Raw genomic sequence first — 13,408 nt, 5'->3', positions numbered from 1 at the left:
CGGGGCGCCGGTGCGTCAGGCCGCCGCCGGTGTTTCAGGCCGGGGAGAAGGTCAGGCCGGCCGCGGCCGACTCCCGCCGCACCGCCACCGAGCCGTATCCGGTGCGCAGCCGCGTCCACGGCCCGGCCACCAGCAGCGCAACGGGCTCGTCGCCGTCCCCGCGCAGGAAGCCCAGCGCATGGGCCGCGTGCACCACCCGCAGAGTGGTGCCCTGGTAGGGCCGGGTCCACAGCTCCTCGGCGAGCGCGTCGAGCGCCGCCCTGGTCCTGCCCTGCGGCGGCAACTCCTCGGTGCGGGAACGGAATTCCGCGACGGCCTCGACCGCCGCCTTCCGCACCTGCCCCGGGTCGAACTCCGCCGTCCGCCGCCACCCGCCCTGCGGCGGCAGCAGCCCCGCCCAGGCCGGGCCGGTCACGGACGGCGGCAGCTCGAAGCCCTGCTCGTGCGCGGACACCGCCTCGAGCAGCTGGCCGGCCGACACCGTGGCGTCGACCGCCGCCCCCGTCGCGGCGGCGCCGTGCACCGCCGTGCTGCGCACCGCGAGGACACCGCCGAACGGCGGGTGCCCGAAGACGCCGAGGGCCGGTTCTCCCGCCGCGGACCGCAGCCGCACCACGGCCGCCTTGTCCCAGCGGACCAGCCGCCCGAGGAAGGCGGCCAGGTCGGCCGCCTCCCCCGCGCTGTCGCCGCCGCCCTCGTGCCCGAGAACCAGCCGGACTGCGGTCATACGGCGACTGACCCGTCGTCGTCGCGGTACTTCTCCAGGAAGGCCCGCTCCTCCGCCGTGATCCTCCGCGGCCGCCCCATGGCCAGGTTGTACGGCACCACGACGGTCGACGCCCGCGCGTAGACCGTCTCCTCGTCCTTCACCTCGTAGCGCACCGTCATGGACGCGGCCGAGATGTCGGTCACCCAGGTCTCGATGTCGACCGGGGCGTGCCGGTGCACCAGCGGGCGCAGGTAGTCGATCTCGTGCCGCGCCACCACCGAGCCGCCGGTGAAGGACGCACTCCCCTCGCCCGGCGCCAGGCGGAACATGAAGTCGATCCTGGCCTCCTCCAGATACCGCAGGAAGGCCACGTTGTTGACATGCCCGAAGGCGTCCATGTCCGCCCAGCGCAGCGGGCAGCGGAAGATGTGCCGTGCCATCAGCCGCGCGTCAGCTTCTTGTACGTGGCGCGGTGTGGCCGGGCCGCGTCGGGGCCGAGCCGCTCGACCTTGTTCTTCTCGTAGGACTCGAAGTTGCCCTCGAACCAGAACCACTTGGAGTTGCCCTCGTAGGCCAGGATGTGCGTGGCCACCCGGTCCAGGAACCACCGGTCGTGGGAGACGACCACGGCCGCACCGGGGAACTCCAGCAGCGCGTTCTCCAGCGAGGACAGGGTCTCCACGTCGAGGTCGTTGGTCGGCTCGTCGAGCAGCAGCAGGTTGCCGCCCTGCTTGAGGGTCAGCGCCAGGTTCAGCCGGTTGCGCTCACCGCCGGACAGCACGCCCGAGGGCTTCTGCTGGTCGGGGCCCTTGAAGCCGAACGCCGACACGTACGCCCGCGAGGGCATCTCGACCTGGCCGACGTTGATGTAGTCCAGGCCGTCCGAGACGACCTCCCACAGCGTCTTCTTCGGGTCGATGTTGGCCCGGCCCTGGTCGACGTAGGAGATCTTCACCGTCTCGCCGACCTTGATGGTCCCCGAGTCGGCCTCCTCCAGGCCCTGGAGCATCTTGAACAGCGTGGTCTTGCCGGCGCCGTTGGGGCCGATCACGCCCACGATGCCGTTGCGCGGCAGGGTGAAGGACAGGTCGTCGATCAGCACCTTGTCGCCGAAGGCCTTGTTCAGGTGCTGGACCTCGACCACGATGGCGCCCAGCCGCGGGCCCGGCGGGATCTGGATCTCCTCGAAGTCCAGCTTCCGCATCTTGTCGGCCTCGGCCGCCATCTCCTCGTAGCGCGCCAGCCTCGCCTTGGACTTGGCCTGCCGGCCCTTGGCGTTGGAGCGCACCCACTCCAGCTCTTCCTTGAGCCGCTTCTGCCGCTTGGCGTCCTTCTGGCCCTCGACCTTGAGCCGCGAGGCCTTGTTCTCCAGGTAGGTGGAGTAGTTGCCCTCGTAGGGGATCGCCCGGCCGCGGTCCAGCTCCAGGATCCACTGCGCCACGTTGTCCAGGAAGTACCGGTCGTGGGTGACGGCCACGACGGTGCCCGCGTACTTCGCCAGGTGCTGCTCGAGCCACTGCACGGACTCCGCGTCCAGGTGGTTGGTCGGCTCGTCGAGCAGCAGCAGGTCGGGCGCCTCGAGCAGCAGCTTGCACAGCGCCACCCGGCGCTTCTCGCCACCGGAGAGCGTGGTCACCGGCCAGTCGCCGGGCGGGCAGCCCAGCGCGTCCATCGCCTGCTCCAGCTGCGCGTCCAGGTCCCACGCGTTGGAGTGGTCGAGCTTCTCCTGCAGCTGGCCCATCTCGTCGAGCAGCGCGTCGGAGTAGTCCGTCGCCATCAGCTCGGCGATCTCGTTGAACCGGTCCAGCTGCGCCTTGACCTCGGCGACCCCGTCCTGCACGTTCTCCAGGACGGTCTTGGACTCGTCCAGCGGCGGCTCCTGCAGCAGCATGCCGACGCTGTAGCCGGGCGACAGGAACGCGTCCCCGTTGGACGGCTGCTCCAGACCCGCCATGATCTTGAGCACGGTGGACTTACCGGCACCGTTCGGGCCGACCACACCGATCTTCGCGCCCGGCAGGAAGCTCAGCGTCACATCATCGAGGATGACCTTGTCGCCGTGCGCCTTGCGCGTCTTGCGCATCGTGTAGATGTACTCAGCCAAGAGAAACCGTCCGGCAGATCGAGAGGGCCAATGTGCGGCTCCGCCGCGTGAGGGCAGATACACCCCATCTTGCCGTACGTCCACCCCACGGGGCGAATGGGTACCTCAGCGCCCCCTCCCCCGCCCCTGACCTGCGGTCCGTCCGGCGACCCTCCGTGACCGCCTGTCATCCTCGGTCAACGTCGGTCACCCTCGCACGGCCCACAGACGGCCCAGCACTCCCACGGCTAGCTCCCCCTGCGGAAAGCTGCGATGTCGGTGGTGGCAGGCATACTCTCGCCTCAAAAGGGAGATGACCATGGCCACTCAGCACTTCTGGACCTGGCGCGGCAAGTTCTTCGGTTACCGCAGCGGAGACAACTTGTACACCCATCGCGGCCAGCACGTCGGCAAGTTCTACGGCGAGGAGATCTACGGCGTTGATGGCCGGTACCTCGGCGAAGTGATGAACGACGATCGACTGATCACCCACAAGTCCAAGAAGGCTTGGGCCAAGCCCGCATTTGGTCCGATTCGAGGGTCGCTTTACACTAAGTATGCTAATTATGCCGGATATGCTATGTACGCGGGCTATGAAGACTTCCCGCTGGCTGAGACTTTCTGAGCCGCACTCCGGGCTCCTGGTCCTCACTCGGCTCAGCCGGAACCTATCCTTCCTCCCATCCCGTCTGCCGTCGGCCCGCACTCTTGTGGAGCGGGCGTGGTTCAGGGCGTCAAGGTGGAGCGCGCCACTGTACGAACGACCTTGACGCCCTGGGCCGCGACTGCTCGGCTTGCCCGGGTCGATGGCAGATGGGATGGGAGCCCCACCCTCACCACGATGAACGCGCGGTCGCCAGCGGGTTGGGGCCATCTCGGAGCCGGAGCGCCCCCGCCGGAGGCATCGCCTTGGCCTCGGCCGTGCGGTATCACCTCATGCCCTTGGCTGACCCATCGCGGGCGCGCGCGGCGCGGCCGAGCCGGAGCGGGGCGGAGACAGGAGCGGCGGCGCGGCCGGACGCCGGACGCGCGCCCGGCGGAGCGGTAGCGGAGCCGGGTGCCTTGATGAGGTAGAGAAACCTGTAACAACACACTCGGGCAGACGTCGATTGCGCGCCGCACGCTGGGTACGTTCGCCGTATGAACCTCTCCGAGACTGAGGCCCGTGAGCGCTTCGCGGCTTCGCCGGTCGGACGGCTGGCAACGGCCGATCGGGCCGGGATACCGCACGTCGTACCCGTTACGTTCGCGGCAGACGGTGACGTGATCTACTTCGCGATCGACTACAAGCCGAAGCGTTCCGTCAATCTGCGGCGCCTGCGGAATATCTCCGAAAACCCGTCCGTGGCGGTCATGGCCGACCACTACGCAGACGACTGGAACACCTTGTGGTGGGCTCGGGCTGACGGCCGGGCGGAGATCCTGAACGAGGGTGCTACCTACCGTAAGGCTGTGGAACTGCTCCAGCGGAAGTACGACCAGTACGCCGAGCACCCCCCTCAAGGGCCTGTCGTTGTCATCCACGTGGACGGCTGGACCGGTTGGGCGTTCGCAGGATGACTCTTGTCGGCACCAGGGCGTACGCTGGCTTGCATAGCCAAGTCGAGGTGACCTAGATGGCCGAGAAGGATCTTCCTCCGTTCAGGAAGATTGCCGACGAGCTGCGCGACCGGATCTTGTCCGGGAAGCTGCGCGCAGGCGAAAAGCTCCAGTCGGAGAACGAACTCAAAGATCAGTACGGAACGACGCGCGTCACAGTCCGGAAGGCTCTAGCGCTTCTCAAGGCCGACGGTCTGCTCATCAGCGAGCAAGGCCGAGGGGTCTTCGTGCGACCCCGCCCCAACGTGCAGATGCTCACGACCGGGGCGAACTTCCGCGCTCGCCGGGACACGGGCGTCAGCAACTTCAACGCAGAGGCTGCGGCACAGGGATTGCGGCCCGAACAACGGATCGCGTCTGTAGAGACAGTGCCCGCACCTGCCGACGTGGCGGAGCGGCTTGGCGTCGCCGACGGCACTGAGGTAATCGTCCGGCGCCGAGCATTCTTCGTGAACGACGAACCGATGCAGCTCGTTGACGGCTACTACCCGGCCGACCTGTTCGGCGGCACCCAAGTCGCTCAACCACGTCGGATTCGCGGTGGCGTCAGTCGGCTGATCGAAGATCCAGAGGGGCCGATTGGCCAGCGGATCACGCAGTTTGTGGAGGATCTTGAGATCCGCATGCCCACACCGGTAGAGACTGACGCACTCAAGATCCCACCCGGCGTACCGCTCGCACGAGTACTCCGTACGGCACACACTTCTGCTGGTCAGACCGTGGAAGTCCTTGACTCCCGGGTGCCGTGTGATCGTCACGTCTTCCGGTACGTGATCGACGTTCCCTGATCAACTGCACACCTACTGGAGAGCCTTCGGGCTCTCCTCTTTCAACTCCCCACTTGCATATCCAAGTTGATGCCCGTACGGTGGTAGCACAGCTTGGATATACAAGCTACTCGGCTCGTGGGGGAGACCTCTACTCCTTCACCAAGCACTGGAGTTGTCGTATGGCTTCGTTCAAGATCGACCTTTCGACCGCCACGGTGTTCGTGGCCACCCCGCCCGTTCCGAAGCTGGTGAACAAGCAGACCGGCGAGGTCGCGATCGACCGTGAGACCGGTGCGCCGCTCAAGACGGTGGGTCTGCTGGTCTCAGATGAGGGGCAGGGGGACCTGTTCCAGGTGACGATCCCGGAGACGGGCATCGACTCGACGCTGACGCCGGGCACGCTGGTGGCTGTGACGGGGCTGCGGGCGCGGGACTGGGAGAACGAGTTCAACGGGCAGAAGCGGCACGGGATCAGCTTCCGCGCGGTGGCCGTCACGTCTCTGGTTCCGGCGGCTGCCTCGAACGGCAAGGGCTGACCGGCCGTGGGCGTTACTGTTCTGGTGCTGACCGGCGCTGGGATCGCCGCTGTGCTGATCCTGCGCCGGGTCCGCCCCGACCTGTACTGGATGGTCGTCGGCGGCCCTGCGGCCCGTATCCGGGTGACCTGGTCGTACGCCTCGGTCATGGACGCCTGCGGCCTGTCGGTTCCCCCGTCCCGGGCACGTGTCGCGCTGGCGAAGGTGATGCGCCGGGAGATGCCCGCGAACCGCCCGCCCAAGCTGCTGCGGATGAAGACCACCCGTACCGGCCTGGTCGCGCGGATCCGGCTCCAGCCGGGGCAGGATGCCTTCGACGTGATCTCGGCCGCCGACCGGCTCCGGCATTCCTGGCGCCTTCACCAGGTCGCGGTCAAGGAAGTCCGCTCCGGGGTCCTGGAACTGTCGATGACCGGCTATGACGTACTCAGCCGTGTGCACATGCCTGCCCGTGCCGAAAGGTCGGCCCTGCGGGTGCCGGTCGCGCTGCGCGCTGACGGAACGGTGCACTACCGGGACTTCCGGAAGGTGCCGCACTGTCTGACTGTGGGCGCGACCGAGTCGGGCAAGTCTGTGTATCAGCGCGGTCTGATCAGGGAACTCGCCCCTCAGGCGGTCGCGCTGGTCGGGATCGACTGCAAGAAGGGAGTCGAACTGGCTCCGCTGGCGCGCCGGTTCTCCGCCATGGCCGACACTCCGGAGGCTGCCGCCGATCTCCTGGAAGCACTGGTTGAGGAGATGGGCGAACGCTTCGAGGTCATCCGGGCCGCGCAGCGGATCAGCGCGGACACCCCTGATGCGGAGATCACTTCCGACATCTGGGGCCTGCCGGAGAAGATCCGTCCGGTGCCGATCGTGGTCATGATCGATGAGGTCGCCGAACTACTCCTCGTCTCGGCTGCTGCGCAGAAGAAGCGGCGCGAGCGGATCATCACCGCTCTGGTCCGGCTCGGTCAGCTCTCGCGTGCTGCCGGGATCTACCTGGAGGTGTGCGGGCAGCGCTTCGGCTCGGAACTGGGTGAGGGCGTGACCATGCTGCGTGCCCAGCTCACCGGCCGGGTCTGCCACCGCGTCAACGACGAAGCCTCCGCGAAGATGGCCTTCGGCGACATCGCCCCTGAGGCGCTGGCCTCGGTCCTGGCCATCGCACCGGATCAACCGGGCGTCGCCATCGCTGCCGACACATCCGGCGGCTGGTCCCGCATCCGCACCCCCCACACGTCGCTGCGCGCTGCAGTGGCCACCTGCAACCAGTACGCAGCCCTGACCCCCGACATCTCCGCGCTGGACGCCTTCCGGCCCGTTCTGCCCCCGCTCCCGACCGGCACCGGACCGGCCCCCGAGCCGGTACCCGCCACCGCCTGACACCCCCTGCTCCACCGGTCGGCGTGACCGCTTTCACGCCAGGTCCCTACCCGCTCCATGCCCGAAACCCCGTACCGCCCGGGGCTGCCGGATCTACCCGCCCGGCCCCGGGCTTGATCCCCGAGAAAGAAGGTGAACCCCCATGGCCCGCGTCCTGCGTGTGGACCCGATCCTGATCCAAGCCGTGATCGCCGGTTCGCTGTCCTTCGCGCACCTGCACGACATCGCCGACGCCGCCGGACAGACCGGCTGGAAAGCCTGGGCCTACCCCATCAGCGTTGACCTGCTGCTGGTCGCCGCCTGGCACCGCATGCGCACCCTGCGGGCCACCGGCCGCCCTGCCCGTGCCGCGTGGACCTGGTTCGTCATCGCGCTGACGGCGTCCCTGGGCGCCAACGTCGCCACCGCCGGGCTCCTGGACATGCACCACGTCCCGGCCGTGCTGCGCGTCCTGGTCGCCGGATGGCCCGCCCTGGCGTTCTTCGGCGGCACCCTCCTCGCCCACAGCCTCCCCACCCCCACGCCGGCCAACGAGGTGACCGATGCGCCGACTGAACCCGACCCGGTCACCCTCGACCGCGCCCCCGCGCCCGTCCCCGATCCGATGCCTGTCCCTGAGCTTCCCCCCGCCCCTGCTCCGGCTCCTGCTGCTCCGCTGGTGGCGGTTCCGGCTGCGCTGGTTGAGCACGCACGGAAGATCGCCGATTCCCACCAGTCCGCGACCGGACAGCCGATCGACCCCGACACCCTGCGCACCCGGCTCGGTGTCCCCCCGGCTCTGGCGGACGCCATCGCCGCACAGCTCGCCTGACTGAGATCACGAGAGGAGGAAACAACCCGTGGCCCGCTTCGAACGCTTCGCCAACACCGCGCGGATCGGCCCCGTGGAAGTCGGCGACCACCGCGACCGGCACGGCCGCAACGCCACCATCGCGGCCTGCACCGCCCCGCGCTGCGGCTGGTCCAACGACTACACCAGCCGCGCCGCCGCTGAACTCGCCGCCCGCACCCACACCTGCACCACCTGATCCCGGAAGGAGTGGATACCCGTGCGACACCCGACCGCTCAGCTCTCCGCCAACCACCGCCCGGCCGAACTGATCCCGCCCGGCGTCCACCCCGGACAGGTCGTCGTCATCCAGGCACCTGGCCCGTCCTACGCCGGACGCATCCTGCTCACCATCGCCATCAGCGGCGGCACCGCGCTGGTCATCGTCGTCCTGGCCTTCGCCTTCCAGACCGCCGCTGCCGCTGCGGCTGCCGCCGTGCCCACTGTCGGCGGCGCCAGCGTCTCGATCAACCTCGCGCGCAAGCGCTGACCGGCACCCGGGGCGGCACCTGTCGCCAAACACGACCGCCCCGGGCGCCTGACCTCTTCCTGATCCAACGGACCCGAAAGGGACTCACCATCATGCCCCAGCACAACCGCGCCCCGGGCCACGTCTGCGGCCACTGCGACGGCTTCCCCGTCGTCCACATCGCCACCGGAAACCGGCGGCTCGACGGCACCCTGCGCACCATCTCTGTCACCTGCCCCGCCTGCAAGGGCACCGGCACCACCCCTGCCCGCCGCACCCTCGCCGCTGTCGGGCGGTGACTGCGATGAGTGAAGGTCTTCGCCCGTCCGCCACGTCGCCCGGCCTGCACATCAAGGGCGGCTCCTACTCCACTGCCCCCACCGGCGAATACGCCTGCCACTGCGGCGCCACCGACAGCGCCAAGGGCACCACCGCGGTCAAGGCCCTGGTCGAGGCCTACAGCGACCACAAGGCCAGCCACGCCGAGGCGGGCCGCTGATGGAACTCACCGCCGAACTCCCGGCGGGCCTGGACCCGACCACCTGGCAGGACTTCCTACGGGTGGCCGGGACCGACGGCTTCGACCGCTGGAACGACCAAGTACGCCGCACCGGCGGCTGCTCCGACCCGATCCACCTGATCGGCTCAACCACCACTCTCGACCCGGCAACCGGGCAGGTCCTCTACTCCTACGACACCAGCGCCGAGCCGGGCGGCAGGCTCCGCGTCGCCTGCGGCAACCGCCGCGCCTCGCGCTGCCCCGCCTGCGCCTGGACCTACGCCGGTGACACCTACCAACTCATCCTCTCCGGCCTGACCGGCGGCAAGGGCGTCCCCGAAACCGTGACCGACCACCCCCGCGTATTCGCCACCCTCACCGCCCCGTCCTTCGGCGCCGTCCACAACCGCCCGGCCCGTGGCCACTGCCGCTGCCGCACCGCCCACCCAGACGGGGCACCGGAGCTGGGCACGCCGCTGGACCCGGAGACGTACGACTACGCAGGCGCAGTGCTGTGGAACAACCACGCCTCAGACCTGTGGCGCTACATCACCATCTACCTGCCCCGGGAAATCGCTGCCCGAGTCGGCATCACCCAACGCGAACTCCGGGAACGGCTGCGGGTGTCGTACGGCAAGGTCGCCGAGTACCAGAAGCGCGGCGCGATCCACTTCCACGCCGTGATCCGCTTCGACGGACCCGACGGACCCGACACCCCACCCCCCGCGTGGGCAACCGCTGGCCTGCTCGCCGACGCGTTACGCGCCGCTGCCGCCCGTGCCACGGTGACCGTGCCCGCCGCTGGTGACGAGCCCGTCCGGGTCCTGCACTGGGGAACACAGCTCGATGTGCAGCCCATCGGAGCCTTCGGGCACGGCGAGGAACTGACCGAACAAGCCGTCGCCTCCTACGTCGCCAAGTACGCCACCAAAGCCGCCGAGACCACTGGCACCGTAGACCGCCGCATCGGCGAACTCGCCGAACTCGACAAGCTGCCCGACCTGCCCGCCCACACCCGGCGCCTCATCCAAGCCTGCTGGGACCTCGACGGGATCTACCCCGACCGGCGGCTGTGGGCCTGGGCACACATGCTCGGCTTCCGCGGCCACTTCTCCACCAAAGCCCGCCGCTACTCCACCACCCTCGGAGCACTCCGACAAGCCCGCGCCGACTACCGCGCCAACCAGGAACGACGCGAACGCGGACTACCCGATCCCGACACCGACCCAGAGGCCACCACGCTCGTGATCGCGCACTGGGCCTACGCCGGACACGGCCACACCCCCGGCGAATCCTGGCTCGCCCAACAGATCCACCGCGACATCGCCCAAACCCGCGACGCCGCACGCCAAGCACGCGCAGAGATCAGCGAGGAAGAGGAGTGGTGACCATGAATAGTGCGCTGCCGGATCGCTTCTTGACCCCGCCGGACCTGGCCGATCTGCTCGGTGTGCCGCTGGAGACCATCTACCAGTGGCGGCGCAAGCACACCGGTCCGCGCGGCTTCCGCGTCGGTCGTCACCTTCGCTACGACCCCGAAGAGGTCCGCCGCTGGATCGCCGGTCTGATGGGGGAGGTTGCCTGATGGCCGGGCACATTCAAGACCGCTGGTACAAGACGGAGAAGGGTCCGGACGGCAAGCCCGTCAAGGTCAAGTCCGACCGCTACGGCCTCGGCTTGCGCTACCGCGCTCGGTACGTTGGCCCGGATGGTACGGAGAAGAGCAAGAGCTTCCCCGACCGGCAGAAGCGCGCGGCTGAAGCCTGGTTGACCAACCTGGAAGCCGACATGAGCCGGGGCCAGTACATCGACCCTCGTACGTCTCGGATCACGTTCCGGGAGTACGCGGAACGCTGGCTCGCCGCGCTGACGACCGACCTCACCAGTCGGGCCGCGTTTGAGGGGCGTCTGCGCCTTCACGCCCTGCCGTACCTGGGCAGCCGTCCGATCGGGTCGTTCCAGCCGGAGCACGTGCGCGAGTGGCTGCGTGACCTTGAAGACTCCGTCGCCGCCGCGTCGTACCGGCGGCTGATCTTCGACGCGGTGTCCTCCGTGCTCAATGCGGCTGTGGACGACAGGCTGTTGCCGATGAATCCTTGCCGTGCCAGGTCGGTGAAGGCTCCTCGTCCGGCTCCGACCCGAGTGCACCCGTGGTCGGCGGAGCAGGTGTTCGCAGTACGCGAGGGGCTGCCGGATCGCTACTGGGCGACGGCAGATGTCGGCGGGGGCTGCGGTCTCCGGCAGGGCGAGATCTTCGGCCTTGCCGTCGACAACATCGGGGATCTCGGGTGGCTGTACGTGCGACAGCAGATCAAGAAGCTCCGGGGCGGCCTCGTGTTCGCGCCTCCGAAGCGGGGCAAGATCCGTGACGTTCCGCTCGATCCCGAGGTGTCTGCTGCGCTGACCGAGCACATGAAGCGCTTCCCGCCGGTCGATGTGACCTTGCCCTGGCTCACGCCGACCGGACCGAAGGTGACGCATCGTCTGATCTTCACCAGCGGTGCGGGCTCGGCGGTCTGGAGCAACGCCTTCAACGATCAGGCGTGGAAGCCCGCTCTTGCGTCCGCCGGGATCATCCCGGTACCGGAGAAGGGGAAGCGCTACGAAGCTGCCCGAGAGCACGGTATGCACGCGTTGCGGCACTTCTACGCTTCGGTGCTCCTCGACGCCGGAGAGAACGTCAAGGCGCTGAGTCTGTACCTCGGGCACAGCGACCCGGGGTTCACGCTGCGGGTGTACACGCACCTGATGCCGAGTAGTGAGACCCGGACCCGGAGCGCTATCAGCGCGATGTACCGGGCCGCCGGTCACGCTCATGACGGCCCAGAGACGGCCCACGCCGCGTGAGACGGCCCCTCATCAACGGGAAACCGCTGGTGAGGGGTCGTTTCATGTCGCGCTGGGATGAGAAACACCCCATCTTGCCGTACGTCCACCCCACGGGGCGAATGGGTCCCGGCGCCGGGTGCGGGGGCGCCGGGACCCGGTGGATCACTCCGTGCCGGTGGCGCTCTTCTTGCGGCGGAAGAAGAACACCGCGCCGCCGCCGAGGACGACCAGGGCGATGGCTATGCCCGCGATCATGGGCGTGGCGCTGCTGCTGCCGGTCGCCGCCAGGTCCTGGTCACTGCCGGCCGGGCTCGGCTGGTTCGCCGGGGTGGTCGGCACGGTGGTCGCGCTCTTGCAGTCCAGCACGCCCTCGAACGACTTCACCGACTTGTCCGGCAGCGTGACGTCGATCTTGTAGTGCTGGTCCTCCGCGACCGGGACGAGCACGGTCTGCGACGCGCCCGGGGCGACGGTGTAGTCCTTGCCGCCGAGGCTGAAGACCAGGTCCTCGTCGCCCTTGTTGGCGGCGGTGACGTCGACCCCGCCCTTGGCGCAGTTCACCGCGGCGCTGACCGCCGGTATCGCGCCCTTCTTCGCCCACGTGACCGTGGCCTGCGCGGTCAGCGGGGTGGTGTCGGAGCCCGCCAGGATCTGGGTCTGGCTCGCGACGTCGTTGGCGCCGAAACCGGTGAAGGCCCGGCCGATCGGCACCGTGGTGGTGGCGGTCACCTTGACGGAGGTGCTGCCGTCCTTGGTGCCCGCGGGGACGTCGAAGTAGAGCTTGCTGCCGTCCTTCGCGGTGGTCACCGGCCTGCCGTCGGCGTCGACCAGCTTGACGCCGGCCGCGTCCGCGGCGATCTCCGCATCCGCGGACTTCGCGTTGGTGTGCACGGTCACCGGGCCGATGCGGTCACCGGACTTGCCCGAGACCGAGGGCGGGTCCAGGGTCAGCGACGCATCGGGCTCGGCGACGGCGACGGCCGTCTTGGACAGGTAGTCGGCCAGCTGCTCGGCCGCCGGGTCGTTGGCCTTGGCCGTCGGGTCGTCCGAGAGCCGCCAGATGGCGACCTGGGTGCCCGCGGCGGCGGTCTTCTTGGTCAGCGGCCCCGCCCCTGCCGTCGTGGCCAGCGCGCCGAGGTCGTCGACCTGCGGAAAGGAGTGGTTGAGTATCCAGGCGATCTTCCCCGCCTTGGCGCGGTCCTTGCCCTGCTGGTAGAGCGAGGTCGCACTCCAGGGGACCTCCTGGTAGTGCGCTTTCGGCTTGGTCGAGTTGAACAGGTCGATGCAGTAGGTGTAGATGCTCTTGCCGCCGCCGAGATCCATCTTGAACAGGCCGGCGGCCTCGTGGGTGTTGGTCCCGCCGTCCTTGGTGGCGACCGTGGCGACATCGGACAGATCGCTCTGGATGCCTTCGAGAACGGCCGTCGCACCGCTGGACGACGGAGTGGCCGCGTCGTCGGCGACCGCGCTTCCCGCGCCGGCGAAGGCGCCCGCGGCGAGCAGGCCGGTGGCAACACCGGCCGCCGCGATGCGGGCAGCGCTCCGCCTGTAGGTGGTGAACATGGTTGGTTTTCCCCTCCGGGCGAGGCGGGTCGGTGGAAAGAGGGTCGCCTCGCCTGCAGCTCCGAGCCCCCGTGTGTCAGTGCCGAATCCTAGGAACCACGCGCAACATCAGCACCGAAAGGGTCGCCGCCCGCCCCTTTTCGCATCCCAATCGTTA

The 13,408-nt window shown here is 68.9% G+C and carries 17 protein-coding genes; 13 read left to right on the top strand and 4 right to left on the bottom strand.

Annotation, left to right across the window (positions count from 1 at the left end):
- Positions 1-34: 34 nt before the first annotated feature.
- From JT723_RS01095 to ettA, 3 genes are read right to left on the bottom strand one after another with little or no spacing between them, the layout of a single operon-like run.
- On the bottom strand, positions 35-727 hold the full coding sequence (locus JT723_RS01095; protein ID WP_205042411.1) for a DUF8185 domain-containing protein: 693 nt from the start codon (positions 725-727) through the stop codon (positions 35-37).
- Entirely contained in the window at positions 724-1,149 is a 426-nt protein-coding gene (locus JT723_RS01090) for an acyl-CoA thioesterase (RefSeq protein WP_205042410.1), read from the bottom strand. Before JT723_RS01090 ends, JT723_RS01095 begins: the two co-directional genes overlap by 4 nt.
- The gene (gene ettA / locus JT723_RS01085) at positions 1,149-2,813 is read right to left on the bottom strand and encodes an energy-dependent translational throttle protein EttA (RefSeq protein ID WP_205042409.1); all 1,665 of its coding nucleotides are present in this window, start codon (positions 2,811-2,813) and stop codon (positions 1,149-1,151) included. Before ettA ends, JT723_RS01090 begins: the two co-directional genes overlap by 1 nt.
- Positions 2,814-3,111: 298 nt before the next feature.
- On the opposite strand from ettA, the gene JT723_RS01080 reads away from it, so the two are divergent.
- The 13 genes from JT723_RS01080 (at position 3,112) to JT723_RS01020 (ending at position 11,706) form a co-directional block, all read left to right on the top strand.
- Positions 3,112-3,417: a hypothetical protein gene (locus JT723_RS01080; protein ID WP_205042408.1), complete on the top strand. Its 306-nt coding sequence runs from the start codon at positions 3,112-3,114 to the stop codon at positions 3,415-3,417.
- 515 nt (positions 3,418-3,932) lie between these two features.
- A complete protein-coding gene (locus JT723_RS01075; protein WP_205042407.1) occupies positions 3,933-4,352 on the top strand; it encodes a TIGR03668 family PPOX class F420-dependent oxidoreductase in 420 nt (139 codons plus the stop codon).
- A 56-nt stretch (positions 4,353-4,408) separates the two neighbouring features.
- Complete coding sequence (locus JT723_RS01070; protein ID WP_205042406.1) at positions 4,409-5,179, top strand: GntR family transcriptional regulator; 771 nt, start codon at positions 4,409-4,411, stop codon at positions 5,177-5,179.
- 161 nt (positions 5,180-5,340) lie between these two features.
- A complete protein-coding gene (locus JT723_RS01065) occupies positions 5,341-5,697 on the top strand; it encodes an SCO3933 family regulatory protein (protein ID WP_205042405.1) in 357 nt (118 codons plus the stop codon).
- A 27-nt stretch (positions 5,698-5,724) separates the two neighbouring features.
- On the top strand, positions 5,725-7,062 hold the full coding sequence (locus JT723_RS01060; RefSeq protein ID WP_372441206.1) for an FtsK/SpoIIIE domain-containing protein: 1,338 nt from the start codon (positions 5,725-5,727) through the stop codon (positions 7,060-7,062).
- 142 nt (positions 7,063-7,204) lie between these two features.
- Positions 7,205-7,873, top strand: a complete 669-nt coding sequence (locus JT723_RS01055; protein WP_205042404.1) for a DUF2637 domain-containing protein — start codon at positions 7,205-7,207, stop codon at positions 7,871-7,873.
- A 28-nt stretch (positions 7,874-7,901) separates the two neighbouring features.
- Entirely contained in the window at positions 7,902-8,090 is a 189-nt protein-coding gene (locus tag JT723_RS01050) for a mobile element transfer protein (protein ID WP_205042403.1), read from the top strand.
- A gap of 21 nt (positions 8,091-8,111) precedes the next feature.
- Positions 8,112-8,381: a hypothetical protein gene (locus tag JT723_RS01045; protein ID WP_205042402.1), complete on the top strand. Its 270-nt coding sequence runs from the start codon at positions 8,112-8,114 to the stop codon at positions 8,379-8,381.
- Between the two features lie 92 nt (positions 8,382-8,473).
- Complete coding sequence (locus tag JT723_RS01040) at positions 8,474-8,659, top strand: hypothetical protein (RefSeq protein ID WP_205042401.1); 186 nt, start codon at positions 8,474-8,476, stop codon at positions 8,657-8,659.
- A 5-nt stretch (positions 8,660-8,664) separates the two neighbouring features.
- Entirely contained in the window at positions 8,665-8,859 is a 195-nt protein-coding gene (locus tag JT723_RS01035) for a hypothetical protein (RefSeq protein WP_205042400.1), read from the top strand.
- Positions 8,859-10,247 (top strand): replication initiator protein RepSA, encoded by a 1,389-nt coding sequence (gene repSA / locus JT723_RS01030; protein ID WP_205042399.1) that lies wholly within the window; start codon positions 8,859-8,861, stop codon positions 10,245-10,247. Before JT723_RS01035 ends, repSA begins: the two co-directional genes overlap by 1 nt.
- Positions 10,248-10,249: 2 nt before the next feature.
- Positions 10,250-10,444 carry a helix-turn-helix transcriptional regulator gene (locus JT723_RS01025; RefSeq protein WP_205042398.1) on the top strand — a complete coding sequence of 65 codons (195 nt, stop codon included), beginning with the start codon at positions 10,250-10,252 and terminating at the stop codon, positions 10,442-10,444.
- Complete coding sequence (locus JT723_RS01020) at positions 10,444-11,706, top strand: tyrosine-type recombinase/integrase (protein WP_205042397.1); 1,263 nt, start codon at positions 10,444-10,446, stop codon at positions 11,704-11,706. Before JT723_RS01025 ends, JT723_RS01020 begins: the two co-directional genes overlap by 1 nt.
- A gap of 144 nt (positions 11,707-11,850) precedes the next feature.
- On the opposite strand, the gene JT723_RS01015 is transcribed toward JT723_RS01020, so the two are convergent.
- Positions 11,851-13,251: a thioester domain-containing protein gene (locus JT723_RS01015; protein WP_205042396.1), complete on the bottom strand. Its 1,401-nt coding sequence runs from the start codon at positions 13,249-13,251 to the stop codon at positions 11,851-11,853.
- Positions 13,252-13,408: the final 157 nt, after the last annotated feature.

Origin of the sequence: Actinacidiphila bryophytorum (assembly GCF_016916835.1) — a bacterium.
Lineage (GTDB): Bacteria > Actinomycetota > Actinomycetes > Streptomycetales > Streptomycetaceae > Actinacidiphila > Actinacidiphila bryophytorum.
The sequence above is the reverse complement of the archived record's forward strand: the minus strand, read 5'-3'. Positions and strand labels throughout refer to the sequence as shown.

Excerpts from the sequence above, each read along its gene's own strand:
- JT723_RS01095 (WP_205042411.1), bottom strand. The coding sequence starts at position 727 with ATGACCGCAGTCCGGCTGGTTCTCGGGCACGAGGGCGGCGGCGACAGC.
- JT723_RS01090 (WP_205042410.1), bottom strand. The coding sequence starts at position 1,149 with ATGGCACGGCACATCTTCCGCTGCCCGCTGCGCTGGGCGGACATGGAC.
- JT723_RS01080 (WP_205042408.1), top strand. The coding sequence starts at position 3,112 with ATGGCCACTCAGCACTTCTGGACCTGGCGCGGCAAGTTCTTCGGTTAC.
- JT723_RS01075 (WP_205042407.1), top strand. The coding sequence starts at position 3,933 with ATGAACCTCTCCGAGACTGAGGCCCGTGAGCGCTTCGCGGCTTCGCCG.
- JT723_RS01070 (WP_205042406.1), top strand. The coding sequence starts at position 4,409 with ATGGCCGAGAAGGATCTTCCTCCGTTCAGGAAGATTGCCGACGAGCTG.
- JT723_RS01065 (WP_205042405.1), top strand. The coding sequence starts at position 5,341 with ATGGCTTCGTTCAAGATCGACCTTTCGACCGCCACGGTGTTCGTGGCC.
- JT723_RS01055 (WP_205042404.1), top strand. The coding sequence starts at position 7,205 with ATGGCCCGCGTCCTGCGTGTGGACCCGATCCTGATCCAAGCCGTGATC.
- JT723_RS01040 (WP_205042401.1), top strand. The coding sequence starts at position 8,474 with ATGCCCCAGCACAACCGCGCCCCGGGCCACGTCTGCGGCCACTGCGAC.
- JT723_RS01035 (WP_205042400.1), top strand. The coding sequence starts at position 8,665 with ATGAGTGAAGGTCTTCGCCCGTCCGCCACGTCGCCCGGCCTGCACATC.
- repSA (WP_205042399.1), top strand. The coding sequence starts at position 8,859 with ATGGAACTCACCGCCGAACTCCCGGCGGGCCTGGACCCGACCACCTGG.
- JT723_RS01025 (WP_205042398.1), top strand. The coding sequence starts at position 10,250 with ATGAATAGTGCGCTGCCGGATCGCTTCTTGACCCCGCCGGACCTGGCC.
- JT723_RS01020 (WP_205042397.1), top strand. The coding sequence starts at position 10,444 with ATGGCCGGGCACATTCAAGACCGCTGGTACAAGACGGAGAAGGGTCCG.
- JT723_RS01015 (WP_205042396.1), bottom strand. The coding sequence starts at position 13,251 with ATGTTCACCACCTACAGGCGGAGCGCTGCCCGCATCGCGGCGGCCGGT.